A 16,996-nucleotide genomic window follows, 5' to 3' on the forward strand; every position below is an offset into this window, starting at 1 on the left:
AGAAGAAAAAATGACAGCAATTGATTTTACAGCAGAAGTAGAAAAACGAAAAGAAGACCTCTTGGCTGACTTGTTTAGTCTTTTGGAAATCAACTCTGAACGTGACGACAGCAAGGCGGACGCTCAGCATCCATTTGGGCCTGGTCCGGTAAAAGCCTTGGAGAAATTCCTTGAAATCGCAGACCGCGATGGCTACCCAACTAAGAATGTCGACAACTATGCAGGACATTTTGAGTTTGGTGATGGAGAAGAAGTTCTCGGAATCTTTGCCCATATGGACGTAGTGCCTGCTGGTAGCGGTTGGGACACAGATCCATATACACCAACTATCAAAGATGGCCGCCTATACGCGCGTGGAGCTTCAGATGACAAAGGACCCACAACAGCTTGTTACTATGGTTTGGAAATCATCAAAGAATTGGGCCTTCCAACTTCTAAGAAAGTTCGTTTCATCGTCGGAACAGACGAAGAATCAGGCTGGGCAGACATGGACTACTACTTTGAACATGTAGGACTTGCGAAACCAGACTTCGGTTTCTCTCCGGACGCTGAATTTCCAATCATCAATGGTGAAAAAGGAAACATTACAGAATACCTCCACTTTGCAGGTGAAAATACAGGTGCAGCCCGTCTTCACAGCTTCACAGGTGGATTGCGTGAAAATATGGTACCCGAATCAGCAACAGCAGTTGTTTCAGGTGATTTGACTGACTTGCAAGGGAAACTAGATGCCTTTGTTGCAGAGCACAAGCTTAGAGGAGAAATCCAAGAAGAAAACGGTCAGTACAAGGTGACTGTGATTGGTAAATCAGCCCATGGTGCTATGCCTGCTTCAGGTGTCAATGGTGCAACTTACCTTGCCCTCTTCCTCAGCCAGTTTGCCTTTGAAGGTCCTGCAAAAGATTATCTGGACATTGCTGGTAAGATTCTCTTGAATGACCACGAGGGTAAAAATCTCAAGGTTGCTCATGTGGATGAAAAAATGGGTGCCCTCTCCATGAATGCAGGTGTCTTCCGCTTTGATGAAGCAAGTGCTGACAATACCATTGCCCTCAACTTCCGTTATCCAAAAGGAACAAGCCCAGAGCAGATTAAGTCAATCCTAGAAAACTTGTCAGTTGCTTCTGTCAGCTTGTCAGAACACGGTCATACGCCTCATTATGTGCCGATGGAAGATCCACTTGTTCAAACCTTGTTGAATGTCTATGAAAAACAAACTGGACTTCAAGGTCATGAGCAAGTCATCGGTGGTGGAACCTTTGGTCGTTTGCTAGAACGTGGCGTTGCCTACGGTGCCATGTTCCCAGACTCTATTGACACTATGCACCAAGCCAATGAATTTATCGCCTTGGACGATCTCTTCCGAGCAGCAGCAATCTATGCTGAAGCTATCTATGAATTGATCAAATAAGCCTTTAGAAGTCTGAGACTTTATGCTTGGACTTCTTTTTGGAGGGAAACTAGATGTCTCAAATCGAAAAGATCAAACAAGCCATTATGGCAGATTCGCAAAATAAAAGCTATACAGAGCAGGGGATTGAGCCTCTCTTTGCAGCGCCAAGAACGGCTCGCATCAATGTTGTCGGTCAAGCGCCAGGATTTAAAACGCAAGAAGCTGGAATTTACTGGAAAGATAAAAGTGGCGATCGCTTGCGTGAGTGGTTAGGTGTTGATGAAGACACCTTTTACAATTCAGGTTTGTTTGCAGTTATTCCCATGGATTTCTATTTTCCAGGGCATGGAAAATCAGGCGACCTTCCACCCCGTAAAGGCTTTGCTGAAAAATGGCACCCACAACTCCTCAGGGAATGTCCAAATATTGAATTGACCCTTTTGATTGGACAATATGCCCAGGCCTATTATCTTCATGAGAAAGTTAGTGGCAAGGTAACAGATAGAGTTCGACGCTATCAGGATTATCTGCCAGAATTTTTCCCTCTTGTACACCCATCACCGCGAAACCAAATCTGGATGGCCAAAAATCCATGGTTTGAGGTAGAAGTGGTGCCAGATTTGAAAAAAAGAATTAAAACCATTTTAGAAGAAAAAGAATAAAAGAAATTTCCTTTGATGCATTTTACCAGCTCTATCAGAAAGAGTCCCTTTCAGTTTTAGACGTAAGAGAAGTAGAAGAGTTCGAGACGCTTCATTTAGAAGGTGCTCAGAATCTTCCACTTAGTCAATTGGCCTATATCTATGAAAAGTTGGACAAGGACCAGTTGCATTATGCCATTTGTAAATCTGGGATGAGATCAGCTCGTGCTTGTCAATTTCTAGAGGAACAGGGATACAAGATCATTAATGTGCAAGGTGGAATGACAGCATTTGAAGAACTTTAAACCTATATGGTGATAGATCCTAACCTTCCCTTGCTCGGTTCCGTCTGAGTGAGGGATTTTGTTTTTAGATAATTCTTATTTTTTAAAATATTGAAAACATTCAATGATTAATTTTGGATACTTTTTTCAAAGTTTTAATCATGGTATACTAGGTCAGTATTTTATAAATATGAAGGAGATTTTTATGACTAAAAAAGGTGCTCTAACAGGCTTGCTCCTGTTTGGAATATTTTTTGGTGCGGGAAACTTGATTTTTCCACCTTCTCTAGGTGCTTTATCTGGAGAACAGTTTCTTCCTGCCATCGCAGGTTTTGTCTTTTCAGGTGTCGGTATTGCCGTCTTGACACTTATTATTGGAACTCTAAACCCGAAAGGATACATTCACGAGATTTCTAAGAAAATCTCACCTTGGTTTGCGACGCTTTATCTTGCAGTCCTCTATCTATCGATTGGCCCCTTCTTTGCTATCCCACGTACAGCAACAACAGCTTACGAAGTTGGGATTAGCCCCCTCTTGTCTGAAGCAAATAAAGGTCTAGGATTGATTATCTTTACTGTACTTTATTTTGCAGCGGCTTATTTGATTTCGCTCAATCCATCAAAAATTTTGGATCGAATCGGACGCATCTTAACGCCAGTATTTGCTTTGCTTATCGTTATCTTAGTTGTACTAGGTGCCTTTAAATATGGTGGAACAAATCCTCAAGTAGCTTCAGAAGCTTATCAAGCATCTGCTTTCGGAACAGGTTTCCTAGAGGGTTATAATACCTTGGATGCCCTAGCCTCAGTGGCCTTCAGTGTGATTGCCGTTCAAACCTTGAAACAACTTGGATTCTCAAGTAAGAAAGAATACATTTCAACTATTTGGGTTGTTGGTATTGTGGTAGCTCTTGCATTTAGTGCTCTCTATATTGGTCTAGGATTCCTTGGAAATCACTTCCCGGTACCAGCAGAAGCAATGAAGGGTGGAACACCAGGTGTTTATATCTTGTCACAAGCAACTCAGGAAATCTTTGGTTCAACAGCTCAACTCTTCCTTGCTGTTATGGTAACTGTCACCTGCTTCACAACGACAGTTGGATTGATTGTGTCGACAGCAGAGTTCTTTAACGGACGTTTCCCACAAATCAGCTACAAGGTCTATGCAACTGCCTTTACCTTGATTGGATTTGCTATTGCAAATCTTGGTCTGGATGCAATCATCAAGTACTCAGTTCCGGTACTGGTAATCTTGTACCCAATCACCATCGCCATTGTGATGATCGTGATTGTTAACAAGTTTGTCGCCCTATCAAAACCGGGCATGCAGCTAACCATTGGGCTTGTTACAGCGATTGCTCTTGCAAGCGTCCTTGGAAGTTCCTTTAAGATTGAATTTCTAGAAAATCTGGTTAATGCCCTTCCGTTGGCGTCAGCCTCTCTTCCATGGCTAGTGCCAGCTATTATCGGGATCTTGCTTTCACTGGTTCTACCAAACAAACAAGAGAGTGATGTTTTTGAGATGGAATAAAAAAATTCTTGGTCAACGACCAAGAATTTTTTGTATGAGAACGGGGCATTAATTGGTTTGTTCGGTATAACCAGCCTCTTTAAGCATTTTTTTCGAAGCAGCAAAGCTAACACGGTTTCCAATACCAGAATATTCGTTTGGCATTGCTTTTTTCAGCTCGTCCAGACTTGCGACAGTCATGTCAACTTCGATGTTTTGGATAACTTTTTCGTCTTGGATTACGACTTTTTGTGTTACCCCTTTGATTCCTTCATAACCTTTATAAGTGTCGTCAACAATTTCCTTAATACCTTCTGCGGTATTATTTAGTTTTTCAGGGTCAAGTACATTATGAACAGTTTGTTTTACAACGTCATCTCCCTTCACAGTATAAGTCAAGGTAGAATGAATTCCAGGTTTGCTATTGTGGACAAATGTGTGGATTTCTGTCTCATCTTTCTTTTCAGATGATTGTTGACTGCTTTGTTTGGTCTCGCTTGACTGAGTTGTTTTGTCTTCTTTGGTACTGCTGCTAGCAGGTGTAGATGCTTGTTTGGAACATCCGAGTAGGAGGACAAGTGAAGCCACAAGGGCTAGTGATACTTTAAAGTATGATTTCATATTTTTTACTTTCCTTTCATAATCAAAGTATTTTGTATTATAACATGATTCTACTGCAAAATCAACTTGATCTACCCTCTCATCTGACTTGACATGACAACGAATAGAAACTAGTCTGGCGATTAAAGTTTTGTCTCTATCTGTTTCAAAGGTCTTTTATCGTATGGATTGAAAAGGGGGTAAAGTTTCAAATGAATTTTTTATGGAATCGGGAAGAGTCTATTGGACTCATCGGTTAGGGATATAGTAAAATACCCCAAGAGTTAGATCTGTGTCTAACTTTTGGGGTGGTCCTACACTAGTCTATATGAAATTTTAGGGGATTAGTTCGTCTTTTCAGTGAATCCCATTTTCTCTAGTGCTTTTTTAGAGTTTGAGAAACTGACACGATTGCCGATACCAGAATATTCTTCAGGAAGTGCTTTTCTAAGTTCGCTAATGCTTGCAACTGAGAAATCAACTTCTAGATCTTGAACAACTTTTCCATCTTTGATTTCAATGGTTTGTTTAACACCTTTGAGTCCATTATAACCTTTGTACTTTTCTTCAATAAAACTCTTGACATCTTCTGGAGTTGCACCAAGGATTTCAGGATCTGCAACATTCTGAGCGGTTTGCTTGGTAACATTGTCGCCTTCTACAGTATAAACCAAGGTAGAAGTGATTCCAGGATTGCTTTTGTTGACAAAAGTATGTGTCTTGGCTGTTTCTTTCTTCTCAGAAGATTGTTCAGTGCTTTGCTTGGTCTCGCTTGACTGAGCAGTTTTATCTTCCTTGGCACTGTTACTAGTAGGTGCTGATACTTGTTTAGAGCATCCCATTAGAATGAGCAAAGCAGCAGCAAGGGCAAGTGAGGTTTTAAAGTAAGATTTCATATCCTTTACTTTCCTTTCATAATTAAAGTATTTGTATTATAACATGGATCCATAGTGAAATCAACTAGGAGGATAAGACCCTTTTCCAAAGGGATTCAGCTAGAAAAGTGATATAATGGTAGGAAGAGGTGAAGAAATGAATCAAACTGTAAACTATATCAAAGAATTAACCGCTATTGCATCTCCAACGGGCTTTACTCGTGAGATTGCAGACTACCTAGTCCTTACTTTGGAAGAACTTGGTTACCAGCCTGTTCGCACAGCCAAGGGTGGTGTCAATGTAACAATCAAAGGTCAGAATGATGAACAACAGCGTTATGTGACTGCTCATGTGGACACACTCGGAGCCATTGTACGTGCTGTTAAATCTGACGGTCGTCTCAAATTGGATCGTATCGGTGGTTTTCCTTGGAACATGATTGAGGGAGAAAACTGTACTGTTCATGTGGCTAGTACAGCTCAAACGGTATCTGGAACTATCCTCATCCACCAGACATCTTGCCATGTCTACAAAGATGCAGGAACTGCAGAACGCACACAGGACAATATGGAAGTGCGTTTGGACGAAAAAGTGACCAATGAAAAAGAAACGCGTGCCTTGGGCATCGAGGTTGGAGACTTTATTAGTTTCGATCCGCGAACAGTTGTGACGGAAACTGGTTTTATCAAATCGCGTCATTTGGATGATAAGGTCAGCGCAGCTATTCTCCTCAATCTCCTTAAAATCTATAAGGAAGAAGGAGTTGAACTTCCTGTCACTACGCACTTTGCCTTTTCGGTCTTTGAAGAAGTGGGACATGGTGCTAACTCAGGTATCCCAAGTCAAGTTGTCGAATATCTAGCAGTAGATATGGGAGCAATGGGTGATGACCAACAGACAGATGAGTACACAGTATCTATCTGTGTCAAGGATGCTTCCGGTCCTTATCACTATGACTTCCGTCAACATTTAGTAGCCTTAGCGAAAGAGCAAGATATTCCATTTAAGCTGGATATCTATCCATTTTACGGTTCGGATGCTTCGGCAGCTATGTCAGCAGGTGCAGAGGTCAAGCACGCCCTCCTTGGAGCGGGTATCGAGTCCAGTCACTCTTATGAGCGTACCCACATCGATTCAGTAGTGGCGACTGAGCGTATGGTTGATGCCTATCTCAAGAGCGCGTTGGTAGACTAATATGTGCTTAATCTGTCAGAGAATTGAATGGATCAAAGCAGGAGAAAATCCCTACTTTGTAAAAGAACTAGAAACAGGTTATGTGGTCATTGGAGACCACCAATACTTTAAGGGCTATACCTTATTTTTAGCAAAAGAGCATGTTACAGAACTCCACCAAATGGAGAATCCTGTAAAACTTCGTTTTTTAGAGGAAATGAGTTTGGTTCAAGAAGCAGTCGCCAAAGCATTTAAGGCTGAAAAGATGAATATTGAACTGCTAGGAAATGGAGATGCCCACGCTCATTGGCACCTGTTTCCGAGGCGGACAGGTGATATGAAAGGTTACGGACTTAATGGCCGTGGCCCAGTATGGTGGGTGCCCTGGGAAGAAATGGCAGCAGAAGATTGCCAAGTACAATCACCAGAGCTGGAAGAGATGATTAAAACCTTATCTGATGAATTGGAGAAACATTTAGCCTAAGAGAAAGGAAGAAAGAAGTGAAAAAAAGATATGTCATTTTATCGGGTTTACTAGCATTGACCCTTGCAGCTTGTTCTCAAGAAAAACCTAAAAATGAAGAAAATACTCAAAAAACAGAACAAACTAGTCAACCTGAAGGAACTGTAGGGAGCAAATCTCAATCTTCTAGTCAGAAAAAGGCACAAGTTGTGAATAAGGGAGACTACTATAGTATTCAAGGGAAATACGATGAAATCGTCGTAGCTAATAAGCACTATCCTTTGTCAAAAGACTATAATCCAGGAGAAAATCCAACAGCAAAAGCGGAGTTACTCAAGCTAATCGCAGCCATGCAGGCCGAGGGCTACCCAATCAGTGACCACTACAGTGGCTTTAGAAGTTATGAAACACAAACCAAACTTTATCAAGACTATGTGAATCAAGACGGTAAGGAAGCTGCAGATCGCTACTCAGCTCGCCCTGGTTACAGTGAACACCAGACAGGTCTGGCTTTTGATTTGATTGGGACTAACGGAGAATTAGTTACAGAGGAGAAGGCGGCTCAGTGGCTCTTAGATCATGCAGCTGACTATGGCTTTGTCGTTCGCTATCTCAAAGGCAAGGAAAAAGAGACTGGCTACATGGCAGAAGAATGGCACCTTCGTTATGTCGGAAAAGAAGCCAAAGAGATTGCTGCAAGTGGTCTCAGTTTGGAAGAGTACTATGGCTTTGAAGGCGGAGATTACGTCGATTAAAAACGAAAGTTTTCTCTTGCATTTTTAGATAAATAGTGTATAATGGAAAGGTATGTGTAAAGCATACTTGTGGGAGGTAAAAATCTCTAATTACCGCCAAAACCACAAAGGAGGATTTAAAAATGGCTAAAAAAGTCGAAAAACTTGTAAAATTGCAAATCCCTGCTGGTAAAGCTACACCAGCTCCACCAGTTGGACCTGCTCTTGGTCAAGCTGGTATCAACATCATGGGATTCACAAAAGAGTTCAACGCTCGTACAGCTGACCAAGCTGGTATGATCATTCCAGTTGTTATCTCAGTATACGAAGACAAATCATTTACTTTCGTTACAAAAACGCCACCAGCTGCTGTTCTTTTGAAAAAAGCTGCAGGTGTTGAAAAAGGATCAGGTACACCTAACAAAACTAAAGTTGCTACAGTTACTCGTGCACAAGTACAAGAAATTGCAGAAACTAAGATGCCAGATTTGAACGCAGCAAACATTGAGTCTGCAATGCGTATGATCGAAGGTACTGCTCGTTCTATGGGATTCACTGTTGTTGACTAATCAATAACACAGTAGAAAATCTCACAGCAGTCTATTAGTTACTTTTCATACTAGGCAAGTGACTGAGGCTTGTACTTAGGTACAGCAAAGGAACTTAACGAAGTAGGAAAAGAAAAATAATAGACTGATAACCCGCAAGACTTCATCATTTCGAGAAGTGACGTGGGAGATGAAAATCGATTGAACCACTTACAAGGAGAATAGAAAATGGCTAAAAAAAGCAAACAACTTCGTGCTGCACTTGAGAAAATCGACAGCACAAAAGCATACAGCGTAGAAGAAGCTGTAGCACTTGCAAAAGAAACTAACTTTGCAAAATTCGATGCAACTGTAGAAGTTGCTTACAACTTGAACATTGACGTTAAAAAAGCTGACCAACAAATCCGTGGTGCAATGGTATTGCCAAACGGTACTGGTAAAACTTCACGTGTTCTTGTTTTTGCACGTGGTGCAAAAGCTGAAGAAGCAAAAGCTGCTGGTGCAGACTTTGTTGGTGAAGATGACCTTGTTGCGAAAATCAACGACGGTTGGTTGGACTTTGACGTAGTTATCGCTACACCTGACATGATGGCTCTTGTTGGACGTCTTGGACGTGTCCTTGGACCACGTAACTTGATGCCAAACCCTAAAACTGGTACTGTAACAATGGATGTTGCTAAAGCAGTTGAAGAGTCTAAGGGTGGTAAAATTACTTACCGTGCTGACCGTGCAGGTAACGTTCAAGCTATCATCGGTAAAGTATCATTTGAAGCTGAAAAATTGGTTGAAAACTTCAAAGCTTTCAACGAAACAATCCAAAAAGCAAAACCAGCTACAGCTAAAGGAACTTACGTAACAAACTTGACAATCACAACTACTCAAGGTGTTGGTATCAAGGTTGACGTAAACTCACTTTAATCAACAGATTTTTAAAAACGAGTACCAATGTGCTCGTTTTTTTTGATGATAAATTCATTCCAGGGGAAATAAGTCCATTAATAGCCTGATGGAGCAAGAGAATAGTGCTTTCTCCTTCTTCTTTCACAGAAAATATGGTATAATAGAGAGTAAAAAACTTTGAAAGAAAGAAAAAGATGAATTTAAAAGATTATATCGCAACGATTGAAAATTATCCCAAGGAAGGCATCACCTTCCGTGATATCAGCCCATTGATGGCAGATGGTAATGCTTATAGCTATGCTGTTCGTGAAATCGTTCAGTATGCAACGGACAAGAAAATCGACATGATCGTGGGACCAGAAGCCCGTGGATTTATTGTCGGTTGTCCCGTTGCCTTTGAGTTGGGGATTGGATTTGCTCCTGTTCGTAAACCAGGGAAATTACCGCGTGAAGTGATTTCTGCTGACTATGAAAAAGAGTACGGTATTGATACCTTGACCATGCATGCTGATGCGATCAAGCCAGGTCAACGTGTTCTCATCGTAGATGATCTTTTGGCAACAGGTGGAACTGTCAAAGCTACGATTGAGATGATTGAAAGACTTGGTGGAGTTGTAGCAGGTTGTGCTTTCTTGATTGAACTTGATGAGCTTAAAGGCCGTGAAAAGATCGGAGATTACGATTACAAGGTACTTATGCATTATTAATGAAAAACAGTCCTTGGGGCTGTTTTCTCTTCATCTGCTATATAAACAAACTATAGCTAGTTAGAGAAAAACTATAATTGAAAACTATATCTTCTTGCAGTATAATAAAAGGACTAAGTGTTTGAGATTTGACTTCAAACACATTCAATTATTTCTAAAAGAGTACAGTTAGGAGAAGGTTATGCCGATTAGAATTGATAAAAAATTGCCAGCTGTTGAGATTTTACGGACAGAGAATATCTTTGTCATGGATGATCAACGTGCGGCCCACCAAGATATCCGTCCCTTGAAAATTTTGATTTTAAACCTAATGCCCAAAAAAGTGGTCACAGAGACCCAGTTGTTACGGCATTTAGCAAATACTCCTTTGCAATTGGACATAGACTTTCTCTATATGGAGAGCCACCGTTCCAAGACGACTCGTGCAGAGCATATGGAGACTTTTTATAAAACTTTTCCTGAAGTCAAGGACGAGTATTTTGATGGGATGATTATCACAGGGGCTCCGATTGAGCATTTACCATTTGAGGAAGTGGACTATTGGGAGGAATTCAGTCAAGTGCTTGAGTGGTCCAAGACCCATGTCTATTCGACCCTTCATATCTGCTGGGGTGCCCAAGCAGGTCTTTATGCTCGCTATGGAGTTGATAAACACCAGATGGAGCAGAAATTGTCAGGCATTTACCCGCAGGATACCTTGAAAGAGGGCCATCTTCTCTTTCGTGGTTTTGATGATAGCTATGTAGCTCCCCATTCTCGTTATACAGAAATCTATAAGGAAGAGATATTAGGAAAAACCAATCTGGAAATCCTCTCTGAGGGAGAACAAGTCGGCGTTTCTATTTTAGCCAGTCGGGATCTTCGTGAGATTTATAGTTTTGGTCATTTAGAATATGACCGTGATACTCTAGCAAAAGAGTATTTTCGTGATTGTGAGGCAGGACTTAATCCTCATATTCCAGAAAATTACTTCAAAAATGATGATGTGAATGAGACACCGTGTCTCTGTTGGTCTTCATCAGCTGCCCTCTTTTTCAGTAACTGGGTTAACTATGCTGTCTATCAGGAAACTCCTTTTGACTGGAAAAAGGTAGAGGACGATGCGGCTTCATTTGGATATTTATAAGAGGAATTATGACATATTTTGACGCTTTTAAATCAGGGAACTTGGTTTTACCAAGTGCCCTTCTCTTGCATTTCAAGGAACTCTTTCCTTCCAGTGATGATTTTCTCGTCTGGCAATTTTTCTATCTACAAAATACATCTGCTTTGGATGAGCTGTCGCCAAGCCAAATTGCAGAAACTATTGGAAAAGAACTTGCAGATGTCAACCAATCCATTTCAAACTTGACTGAAAATGGTTTGCTACAATATCGGACCATTGAACTAAATGGGGAGATTGAACTCATTTTTGATGCTAGTTTGGCTTTTGAACGCTTGGATAGCTTGCTAGACAACCAAACTCCAGATACAACTGCCCCCAACCCGCAGAATCAATTGAAGGATCTGGTTGAAACTTTTCAGCAAGAATTGGGACGCTTATTAACACCATTTGAAATCGAAGATCTTTCTAAGACTGTCAAAGAAGACGGAGTTAAGGCGGATTTGATCAAGGAAGCTCTCCGAGAGGCTGTTCTCAATGGCAAGCCAAACTGGAAATATATTCAGGCAATCCTACGAAACTGGCGCCATGAAGGTATTCAGTCTGTGGCTCAGGTAGAGGCCAAACGAGCAGAGCGAGAAGCCAACAATCCCAAACAAGTTCAAGCTTCGGCTGATTTCCTCGATGCCATGAATTTGTGGCAAGATTAGTCGCTTGAAAAATCTTGAAAATTAGAGTAAGATTTGCAAGCTCCCTATATTTATGATAAAATAAGTAGAAAATAAAATGAAAAAAGAGGTATGTGAAATGTCACGTAAACCATTTATCGCTGGTAACTGGAAAATGAACAAAAACCCAGAAGAAGCAAAAGCATTCGTTGAAGCTGTAGCATCAAAACTTCCTTCATCAGACCTTGTTGAAGCTGGTATCGCAGCTCCAGCTCTTGATTTGACAACTGTTCTTGCTGCTGCTAAAGGTTCAAACCTTAAAGTTGCTGCTCAAAACTGCTACTTTGAAAATGCAGGTGCTTTCACTGGTGAAACAAGCCCACAAGTTTTGAAAGAAATCGGTACAGACTACGTTGTTATCGGTCACTCAGAACGCCGTGACTACTTCCATGAAACTGACGAAGATATCAACAAAAAAGCAAAAACAATTTTTGCAAATGGTATGCTTCCAATCATCTGTTGTGGTGAGTCACTTGAAACTTACGAAGCTGGTAAAGCGGCTGAATTCGTAGGTGCTCAAGTATCTGCTGCTCTTGCAGGATTGACTGCTGAGCAAGTTGCTGCATCAGTTATCGCTTATGAGCCAATCTGGGCTATCGGTACTGGTAAATCAGCTTCACAAGACGACGCACAAAAAATGTGTAAAGTTGTACGTGACGTTGTAGCGGCTGACTTTGGTCAAGAAGTTGCGGACAAAGTTCGTGTTCAATACGGTGGTTCAGTTAAACCTGAAAACGTTGCTTCATACATGGCTTGCCCAGATGTTGACGGTGCCCTTGTTGGTGGTGCGTCACTTGAAGCTGAAAGCTTCTTGGCATTGCTTGATTTTGTAAAATAATCTAGTTTTTTCCAGACAGACAGTCAAAAGTACCAGGTGACTTTGACTGCCTGTCTTGTTTTTACTTGGAGTATTCTTGTGAAAGAGAAATTTTCTGGTCTAGGAAAATTCCTTAGGGAAGGAAAGGCGTGCGGATGCGCGCTCTTTTCTGTATCAAAAAGTTATGAAAGGAGGAGTCATGCTCTATATTTGGTCTTATTTGAAAAAATATCCCAAGTGGTTATTCTTGGATTTCTTTGGCGCTATTTTCTTTGTTATCGTCAATCTTGGACTGCCAACAGTTCTGGCTCGGATGATTGATGAAGGTGTGAATAAAGGGAATGAACATCAATTGTATGTTTGGGCCGCTATTATGCTGGTGATTATCCTATGTGGAACCTTAGGGCGTATAGTCTTGGCCTACGCAGCTAGTAAGCTGACGACCCATATGGTCAAGGATATGAGGGATGATCTCTATGCCAAATTACAAGAGTATTCTCATCATGAATATGAAAAGATAGGAGTATCTTCACTGGTTACTCGTATCACCAGTGATGCCTTTGTTCTCATTCAGTTTGCAGAACAGACCTTAAAACTGGGTGTCATTACTCCCATGATGATGTTGTCTAGTATTTTAATGATCTTTTTGACCAGCCCGTCATTAGCTTGGATAGTAGCCTTTGCAGTACCTTTCTTGGCTGTGGTGGTTATTTATGTGGCTGTCAAGACTCGCCCTTTGTCAGAGAAACAGCAGGCTACCTTAGACAAGATCAATCAATACGCTAGAGAAAATCTGATGGGGCTCCGTGTCATTCGTGCCTTTGCCCGTGAGGAGTTTCAAGAGGAACGCTTTGCAGGGCAAAATGCGGTCTATGCAGCTAATTCCAATCGTCTGTTTAAACTAACTGGCTTGACAGAACCCTTGTTTGTTCAAATTATCATTGCTATGATTATGGCTATTGTCTGGTTTGCTCTGGATCCTATCAAACAAGGTTCTCTTCAAATTGGGGATCTGGTGGCCTTTATCGAATATAGTTTCCACGCCCTCTTGTCCTTCCTTTTTTTATCTAGCCTCTTTACCATGTACCCTCGTACAGCGGTTTCGAGTGAGCGCTTGAAAGAAGTCATGGAGATGCCGATTTCTATTGATCCAAATGAAGGAGGTGTCAGAGAAACTGAAACTCACGGCTATTTGGAATTTGAAAATGTCACCTTTGCTTATCCAGGGGAGACGGAAAGTCCTGTTTTGCACAATATTTCGTTCTGTGCCAAACCGGGTGAAACCATTGCCTTTATCGGTTCGACCGGATCTGGTAAGTCCTCTCTTGTGCAATTGATTCCCCGTTTTTACGATGTTACCCTTGGGAAAATCAAAGTTGATGGTGTCGATGTGAGGGATTATCGACTTAAGTCTCTTCGTCAAAAGATTGGATTTATCCCACAGAAGGCTTTACTCTTTACAGGAACCATCGCTGAGAATATTCGCTATGGGAAAGAAGACGCTAGTTCTGCAGACTTAAATCAGGCGGCAGATGTGGCGCAAGCTAAAGATTTTATTGAAAGTCGAGAAGAAGGATTTGCGACTCATCTAGCTGAAGGCGGAAGCAATCTTTCTGGGGGACAGAAACAGCGTCTTTCAATTGCCAGAGCGGTTATAAAGAATCCTGATATCTATATTTTTGACGATTCCTTCTCAGCCTTGGATTATCGCACAGATGCCATTCTACGCCGTCGTCTCAAGGAAGTCACTCAAAATGCTACAGTCTTAATCGTTGCCCAACGTGTTGGGACCATTATGGATGCGGACCAGATTATCGTTCTTGATAAGGGAGAAATCGTAGGTCGCGGTCGACATGAGGAATTGATGAAGACAAATGACATCTATCGTGAAATTGCTGAGTCGCAGTTGAAAAATGCATCTCTAACAGAAGAATAGGAGGAAACATGAAAACACAATCTAGTTTGGCTCGTTTGTGGAGCTATTTAAAAGCCTACCGTTTTTCTGTCTTTTTTGCAGTCTTTCTAAAAGTTTTAAGTGTGGTCATGAGTGTCTTGGAGCCTTTTGTCTTGGGGCTGGCCATTACGGAGTTGACAAAAAACATCTTAGATATGGCTAAGGGCCTTTCAGGTGCTGGTATCAATACTGGCTACATCGGAACTGTTTTAATCATTTATCTCTTTAGAGGTCTCTTGTATGAACTTGGTTCTTATTATTCCAACTATTTCATGACCAATGCGGTACAGTCCATGACCCAAGATCTGCGAAATGAAATGACTGAAAAGATCAATCGTATCCCTGTGTCTTTCTTTGACAAACACCAGTTTGGTGATTTATTGGGACGCTTTACCAGTGATGTTGAGACAGTTTCCAATGCCCTTCAGCAGTCTTTTCTTCAAATTGTAAATGCCCTTTTGACGATTGTCCTCGTCATGGGAATGGTATTATACTTAAACTTTCAGCTGGCTATAGTGGTGATTCTATCCATTCCAGTGACCTATTTTGGTGCAAGAAGTATCCTGAAACGTTCTCAGCCTTATTTTAAAGAGCAGGCGGCTATTTTAGGACGGATGAATGGCTATGTGCAGGAAAATCTTACAGGTTTTAATGTCTTGAAACTCTATGGTCGTGAGGAATCCTCTCATAAAGAATTTTCTGAGATTACGGACGACCTCCAACGTGTTGGCTTTAAAGCCAGCTTTATCTCTGGACTCATGATGCCAGCTCTCCATGCCGTATCAGACTTGACTTATCTGATCGTTGCAGTTCTTGGTGGTTTGCAGGTTATTGCGGGCCGTTTGACAGTGGGGAATATGCAGGCCTTTGTTCAGTATGTTTGGCAGGTTAGCCAGCCTATCCAAAACATCACACAACTTGCGGGTCAAATGCAAAGTGCTAAGTCTTCGCTTGATCGTATCTTCGATATCTTGGATGAGACAGAGGAAGTCAAGGGAGAAGAACTCGAAATTCTTGCCCCTTTAACGGGTCAGGTAACCTTTAAGCAGGTTGATTTTCAGTATGTCGAAAACAAGCCATTGATTCGAAACTTTAATCTAGAAGTTCAACCAGGAGAGATGGTAGCGATTGTTGGTCCGACCGGAGCTGGTAAGACTACCTTGATCAATCTACTCATGCGCTTTTACGATGTTACGGCAGGTGCAATCTTGGTTGACGGGCAGGATATTCGCGAGTTGTCACGACAAGACTACCGCCGTCAGTTTGGGATGGTCTTGCAGGATGCTTGGCTTTATGAAGGGACTATCAAAGAAAACCTACGTTTTGGAAATCTAGACGCCAGTGATGAAGAAATAATAGAAGCTGCCAAAGCAGCAAATGTAGACCACTTTATTCGAACTCTTCCTGGTGGTTACAATATGGAGATGAACCAAGAGTCCAGCAATATTTCCCTCGGGCAAAAGCAACTCTTGACCATCGCGCGTGCTCTCTTAGCCAATCCTAAAATTCTCATTCTGGATGAAGCAACTTCCTCTGTTGACACCCGTTTGGAACTCTTGATTCAAAAAGCCATGAAACGGTTGATGAAGGGGAGAACCAGCTTTGTTATCGCCCATCGTCTCTCGACCATTCAAGAAGCGGATAAGATTCTCGTTCTTAAAGATGGACAGATTATTGAGCAGGGAAATCATGAAAGCTTGCTCCAAGAAAAAGGCTTCTATTACGACCTTTATCAAAGTCAATTTTCGAGTAAATCCGATCAAGTCAGCTAATAAAATAAGGCTAGATTTTTCTTAAATTATCAGTCTATTTCAACTTTTCTCAGATAGTACATTTTCCTTGCTATTGTTTTCTGGGAGTAGTATACTTGTATTATAGCTACTGTGAAGTGGTTATAAAAAAATGAAAAGAGGTAAGAAATATGGTTGAATTGAAAAAAGAAGCAGTAAAAGACGTAACAACATTATCTAAAGCAGCGCCAGTGGCATTGGCAAAAACAAAGGAAGTATTGAACCAAGCAGTAGCGGATTTGTATGTGGCTCATATTGCCCTTCACCAAGTTCATTGGTATATGCGTGGTCGTGGCTTCCTCGTATGGCATCCAAAAATGGATGAATACATGGACAGTCTTGATGGCTATCTTGACGAAATCAGTGAACGTTTGATTACCCTTGGTGGTAAACCTTACTCAACTTTGACAGAGTTCCTTCAACACAGTGAAATCGAAGAAGAAGAAGGAGAATTCCGTAATGTTGAAGAAAGCTTGGAACGTGTTCTAGCTATTTATCGCTACCTCATCACTCTTTTCCAAAAAGCTTTGGATGTAACTGACGAAGAAGGCGATGATGTTACAAACGATATCTTTGTTGGGGCTAAGGCTGAACTTGAGAAAACAGTTTGGATGCTTGCGGCAGAACTTGGACAAGCTCCTGGTTTGTAAGATATAGTTGCTACCCCTTTTATCATGAGGTGCTTGATAAGTACCCATGACCAATCATCTTTTAAAAGTCATGTAACTGTAAAAAAGTTGCATGATTTTTTGTCTGCTGGACTTAGGACACATTGT

Annotated in this window: 18 protein-coding genes; 16 read left to right on the forward strand and 2 right to left on the reverse strand. The window is 41.4% G+C overall.

The features are described 5' to 3' along the window. Window positions 1-10 precede the first annotated feature (10 nt). The 4 genes from pepV (at window position 11) to brnQ (ending at window position 3,849) form a co-directional block, all read left to right on the forward strand. A complete protein-coding gene (pepV, locus tag DF216_RS06045; protein ID WP_129326271.1) occupies window positions 11-1,411 on the forward strand; it encodes a dipeptidase PepV in 1,401 nt (466 codons plus the stop codon). Between the two features lie 53 nt (window positions 1,412-1,464). Then, window positions 1,465-2,055 carry a uracil-DNA glycosylase family protein gene (locus tag DF216_RS06050; RefSeq protein ID WP_129326272.1) on the forward strand — a complete coding sequence of 197 codons (591 nt, stop codon included), beginning with the start codon at window positions 1,465-1,467 and terminating at the stop codon, window positions 2,053-2,055. Then, window positions 2,052-2,339: a rhodanese-like domain-containing protein gene (locus DF216_RS06055; protein WP_129326303.1), complete on the forward strand. Its 288-nt coding sequence runs from the start codon at window positions 2,052-2,054 to the stop codon at window positions 2,337-2,339. Before DF216_RS06050 ends, DF216_RS06055 begins: the two co-directional genes overlap by 4 nt. 184 nt (window positions 2,340-2,523) lie before the next feature. Continuing rightward, window positions 2,524-3,849 carry a branched-chain amino acid transport system II carrier protein gene (gene brnQ / locus DF216_RS06060; RefSeq protein WP_164979012.1) on the forward strand — a complete coding sequence of 442 codons (1,326 nt, stop codon included), beginning with the start codon at window positions 2,524-2,526 and terminating at the stop codon, window positions 3,847-3,849. 48 nt (window positions 3,850-3,897) lie between these two features. Here brnQ and DF216_RS06065 read toward each other — a convergent pair whose 3' ends face one another. Together DF216_RS06065 and DF216_RS06070 are read right to left on the reverse strand one after the other, a co-directional pair. Then, window positions 3,898-4,449: a DUF1307 domain-containing protein gene (locus tag DF216_RS06065; protein WP_129326274.1), complete on the reverse strand. Its 552-nt coding sequence runs from the start codon at window positions 4,447-4,449 to the stop codon at window positions 3,898-3,900. A gap of 323 nt (window positions 4,450-4,772) precedes the next feature. After that, window positions 4,773-5,324 carry a DUF1307 domain-containing protein gene (locus DF216_RS06070; protein ID WP_061453359.1) on the reverse strand — a complete coding sequence of 184 codons (552 nt, stop codon included), beginning with the start codon at window positions 5,322-5,324 and terminating at the stop codon, window positions 4,773-4,775. Window positions 5,325-5,460: 136 nt separating this feature from the next. Here DF216_RS06070 and DF216_RS06075 point away from each other — a divergent pair, with 136 nt between their 5' ends. From DF216_RS06075 to DF216_RS06130, 12 genes are all read left to right on the forward strand, one after another. Further along, window positions 5,461-6,498, forward strand: coding sequence for a M42 family metallopeptidase (locus tag DF216_RS06075; RefSeq protein ID WP_129326275.1), 1,038 nt, complete (start codon window positions 5,461-5,463; stop codon window positions 6,496-6,498). A 1-nt stretch (window position 6,499) separates the two neighbouring features. Then, entirely contained in the window at window positions 6,500-6,961 is a 462-nt protein-coding gene (locus DF216_RS06080; protein WP_129326276.1) for an HIT family protein, read from the forward strand. A 17-nt stretch (window positions 6,962-6,978) separates the two neighbouring features. Next, window positions 6,979-7,695, forward strand: coding sequence for an LD-carboxypeptidase LdcB/DacB (gene ldcB, locus DF216_RS06085; RefSeq protein WP_084971545.1), 717 nt, complete (start codon window positions 6,979-6,981; stop codon window positions 7,693-7,695). Window positions 7,696-7,817: 122 nt separating this feature from the next. After that, complete coding sequence (gene rplK, locus DF216_RS06090) at window positions 7,818-8,243, forward strand: 50S ribosomal protein L11 (RefSeq protein WP_001085808.1); 426 nt, start codon at window positions 7,818-7,820, stop codon at window positions 8,241-8,243. Window positions 8,244-8,450: 207 nt separating this feature from the next. Further along, window positions 8,451-9,140 (forward strand): 50S ribosomal protein L1, encoded by a 690-nt coding sequence (rplA, locus tag DF216_RS06095; RefSeq protein ID WP_001085675.1) that lies wholly within the window; start codon window positions 8,451-8,453, stop codon window positions 9,138-9,140. A 176-nt stretch (window positions 9,141-9,316) separates the two neighbouring features. Next, window positions 9,317-9,829 carry an adenine phosphoribosyltransferase gene (locus tag DF216_RS06100; protein ID WP_001049316.1) on the forward strand — a complete coding sequence of 171 codons (513 nt, stop codon included), beginning with the start codon at window positions 9,317-9,319 and terminating at the stop codon, window positions 9,827-9,829. Between the two features lie 181 nt (window positions 9,830-10,010). Then, the gene (gene metA, locus DF216_RS06105; protein WP_125449204.1) at window positions 10,011-10,955 is read left to right on the forward strand and encodes a homoserine O-acetyltransferase MetA; all 945 of its coding nucleotides are present in this window, start codon (window positions 10,011-10,013) and stop codon (window positions 10,953-10,955) included. 8 nt (window positions 10,956-10,963) lie between these two features. Further along, the gene (locus DF216_RS06110) at window positions 10,964-11,641 is read left to right on the forward strand and encodes a DnaD domain-containing protein (protein WP_129326277.1); all 678 of its coding nucleotides are present in this window, start codon (window positions 10,964-10,966) and stop codon (window positions 11,639-11,641) included. Window positions 11,642-11,738: 97 nt separating this feature from the next. Beyond that, window positions 11,739-12,497, forward strand: a complete 759-nt coding sequence (gene tpiA / locus DF216_RS06115) for a triose-phosphate isomerase (RefSeq protein WP_129326278.1) — start codon at window positions 11,739-11,741, stop codon at window positions 12,495-12,497. 178 nt (window positions 12,498-12,675) lie between these two features. Further along, window positions 12,676-14,412 carry an ABC transporter ATP-binding protein gene (locus DF216_RS06120; RefSeq protein WP_129326279.1) on the forward strand — a complete coding sequence of 579 codons (1,737 nt, stop codon included), beginning with the start codon at window positions 12,676-12,678 and terminating at the stop codon, window positions 14,410-14,412. Between the two features lie 8 nt (window positions 14,413-14,420). Continuing rightward, window positions 14,421-16,202, forward strand: coding sequence for an ABC transporter ATP-binding protein (locus DF216_RS06125; RefSeq protein ID WP_129326280.1), 1,782 nt, complete (start codon window positions 14,421-14,423; stop codon window positions 16,200-16,202). A gap of 149 nt (window positions 16,203-16,351) precedes the next feature. Beyond that, window positions 16,352-16,870 (forward strand): Dps family protein, encoded by a 519-nt coding sequence (locus DF216_RS06130; RefSeq protein WP_061417343.1) that lies wholly within the window; start codon window positions 16,352-16,354, stop codon window positions 16,868-16,870. Window positions 16,871-16,996 lie beyond the last annotated feature (126 nt).

The organism is Streptococcus oralis, from assembly GCF_004127215.1.
Taxonomy (GTDB): domain Bacteria; phylum Bacillota; class Bacilli; order Lactobacillales; family Streptococcaceae; genus Streptococcus; species Streptococcus oralis_BD.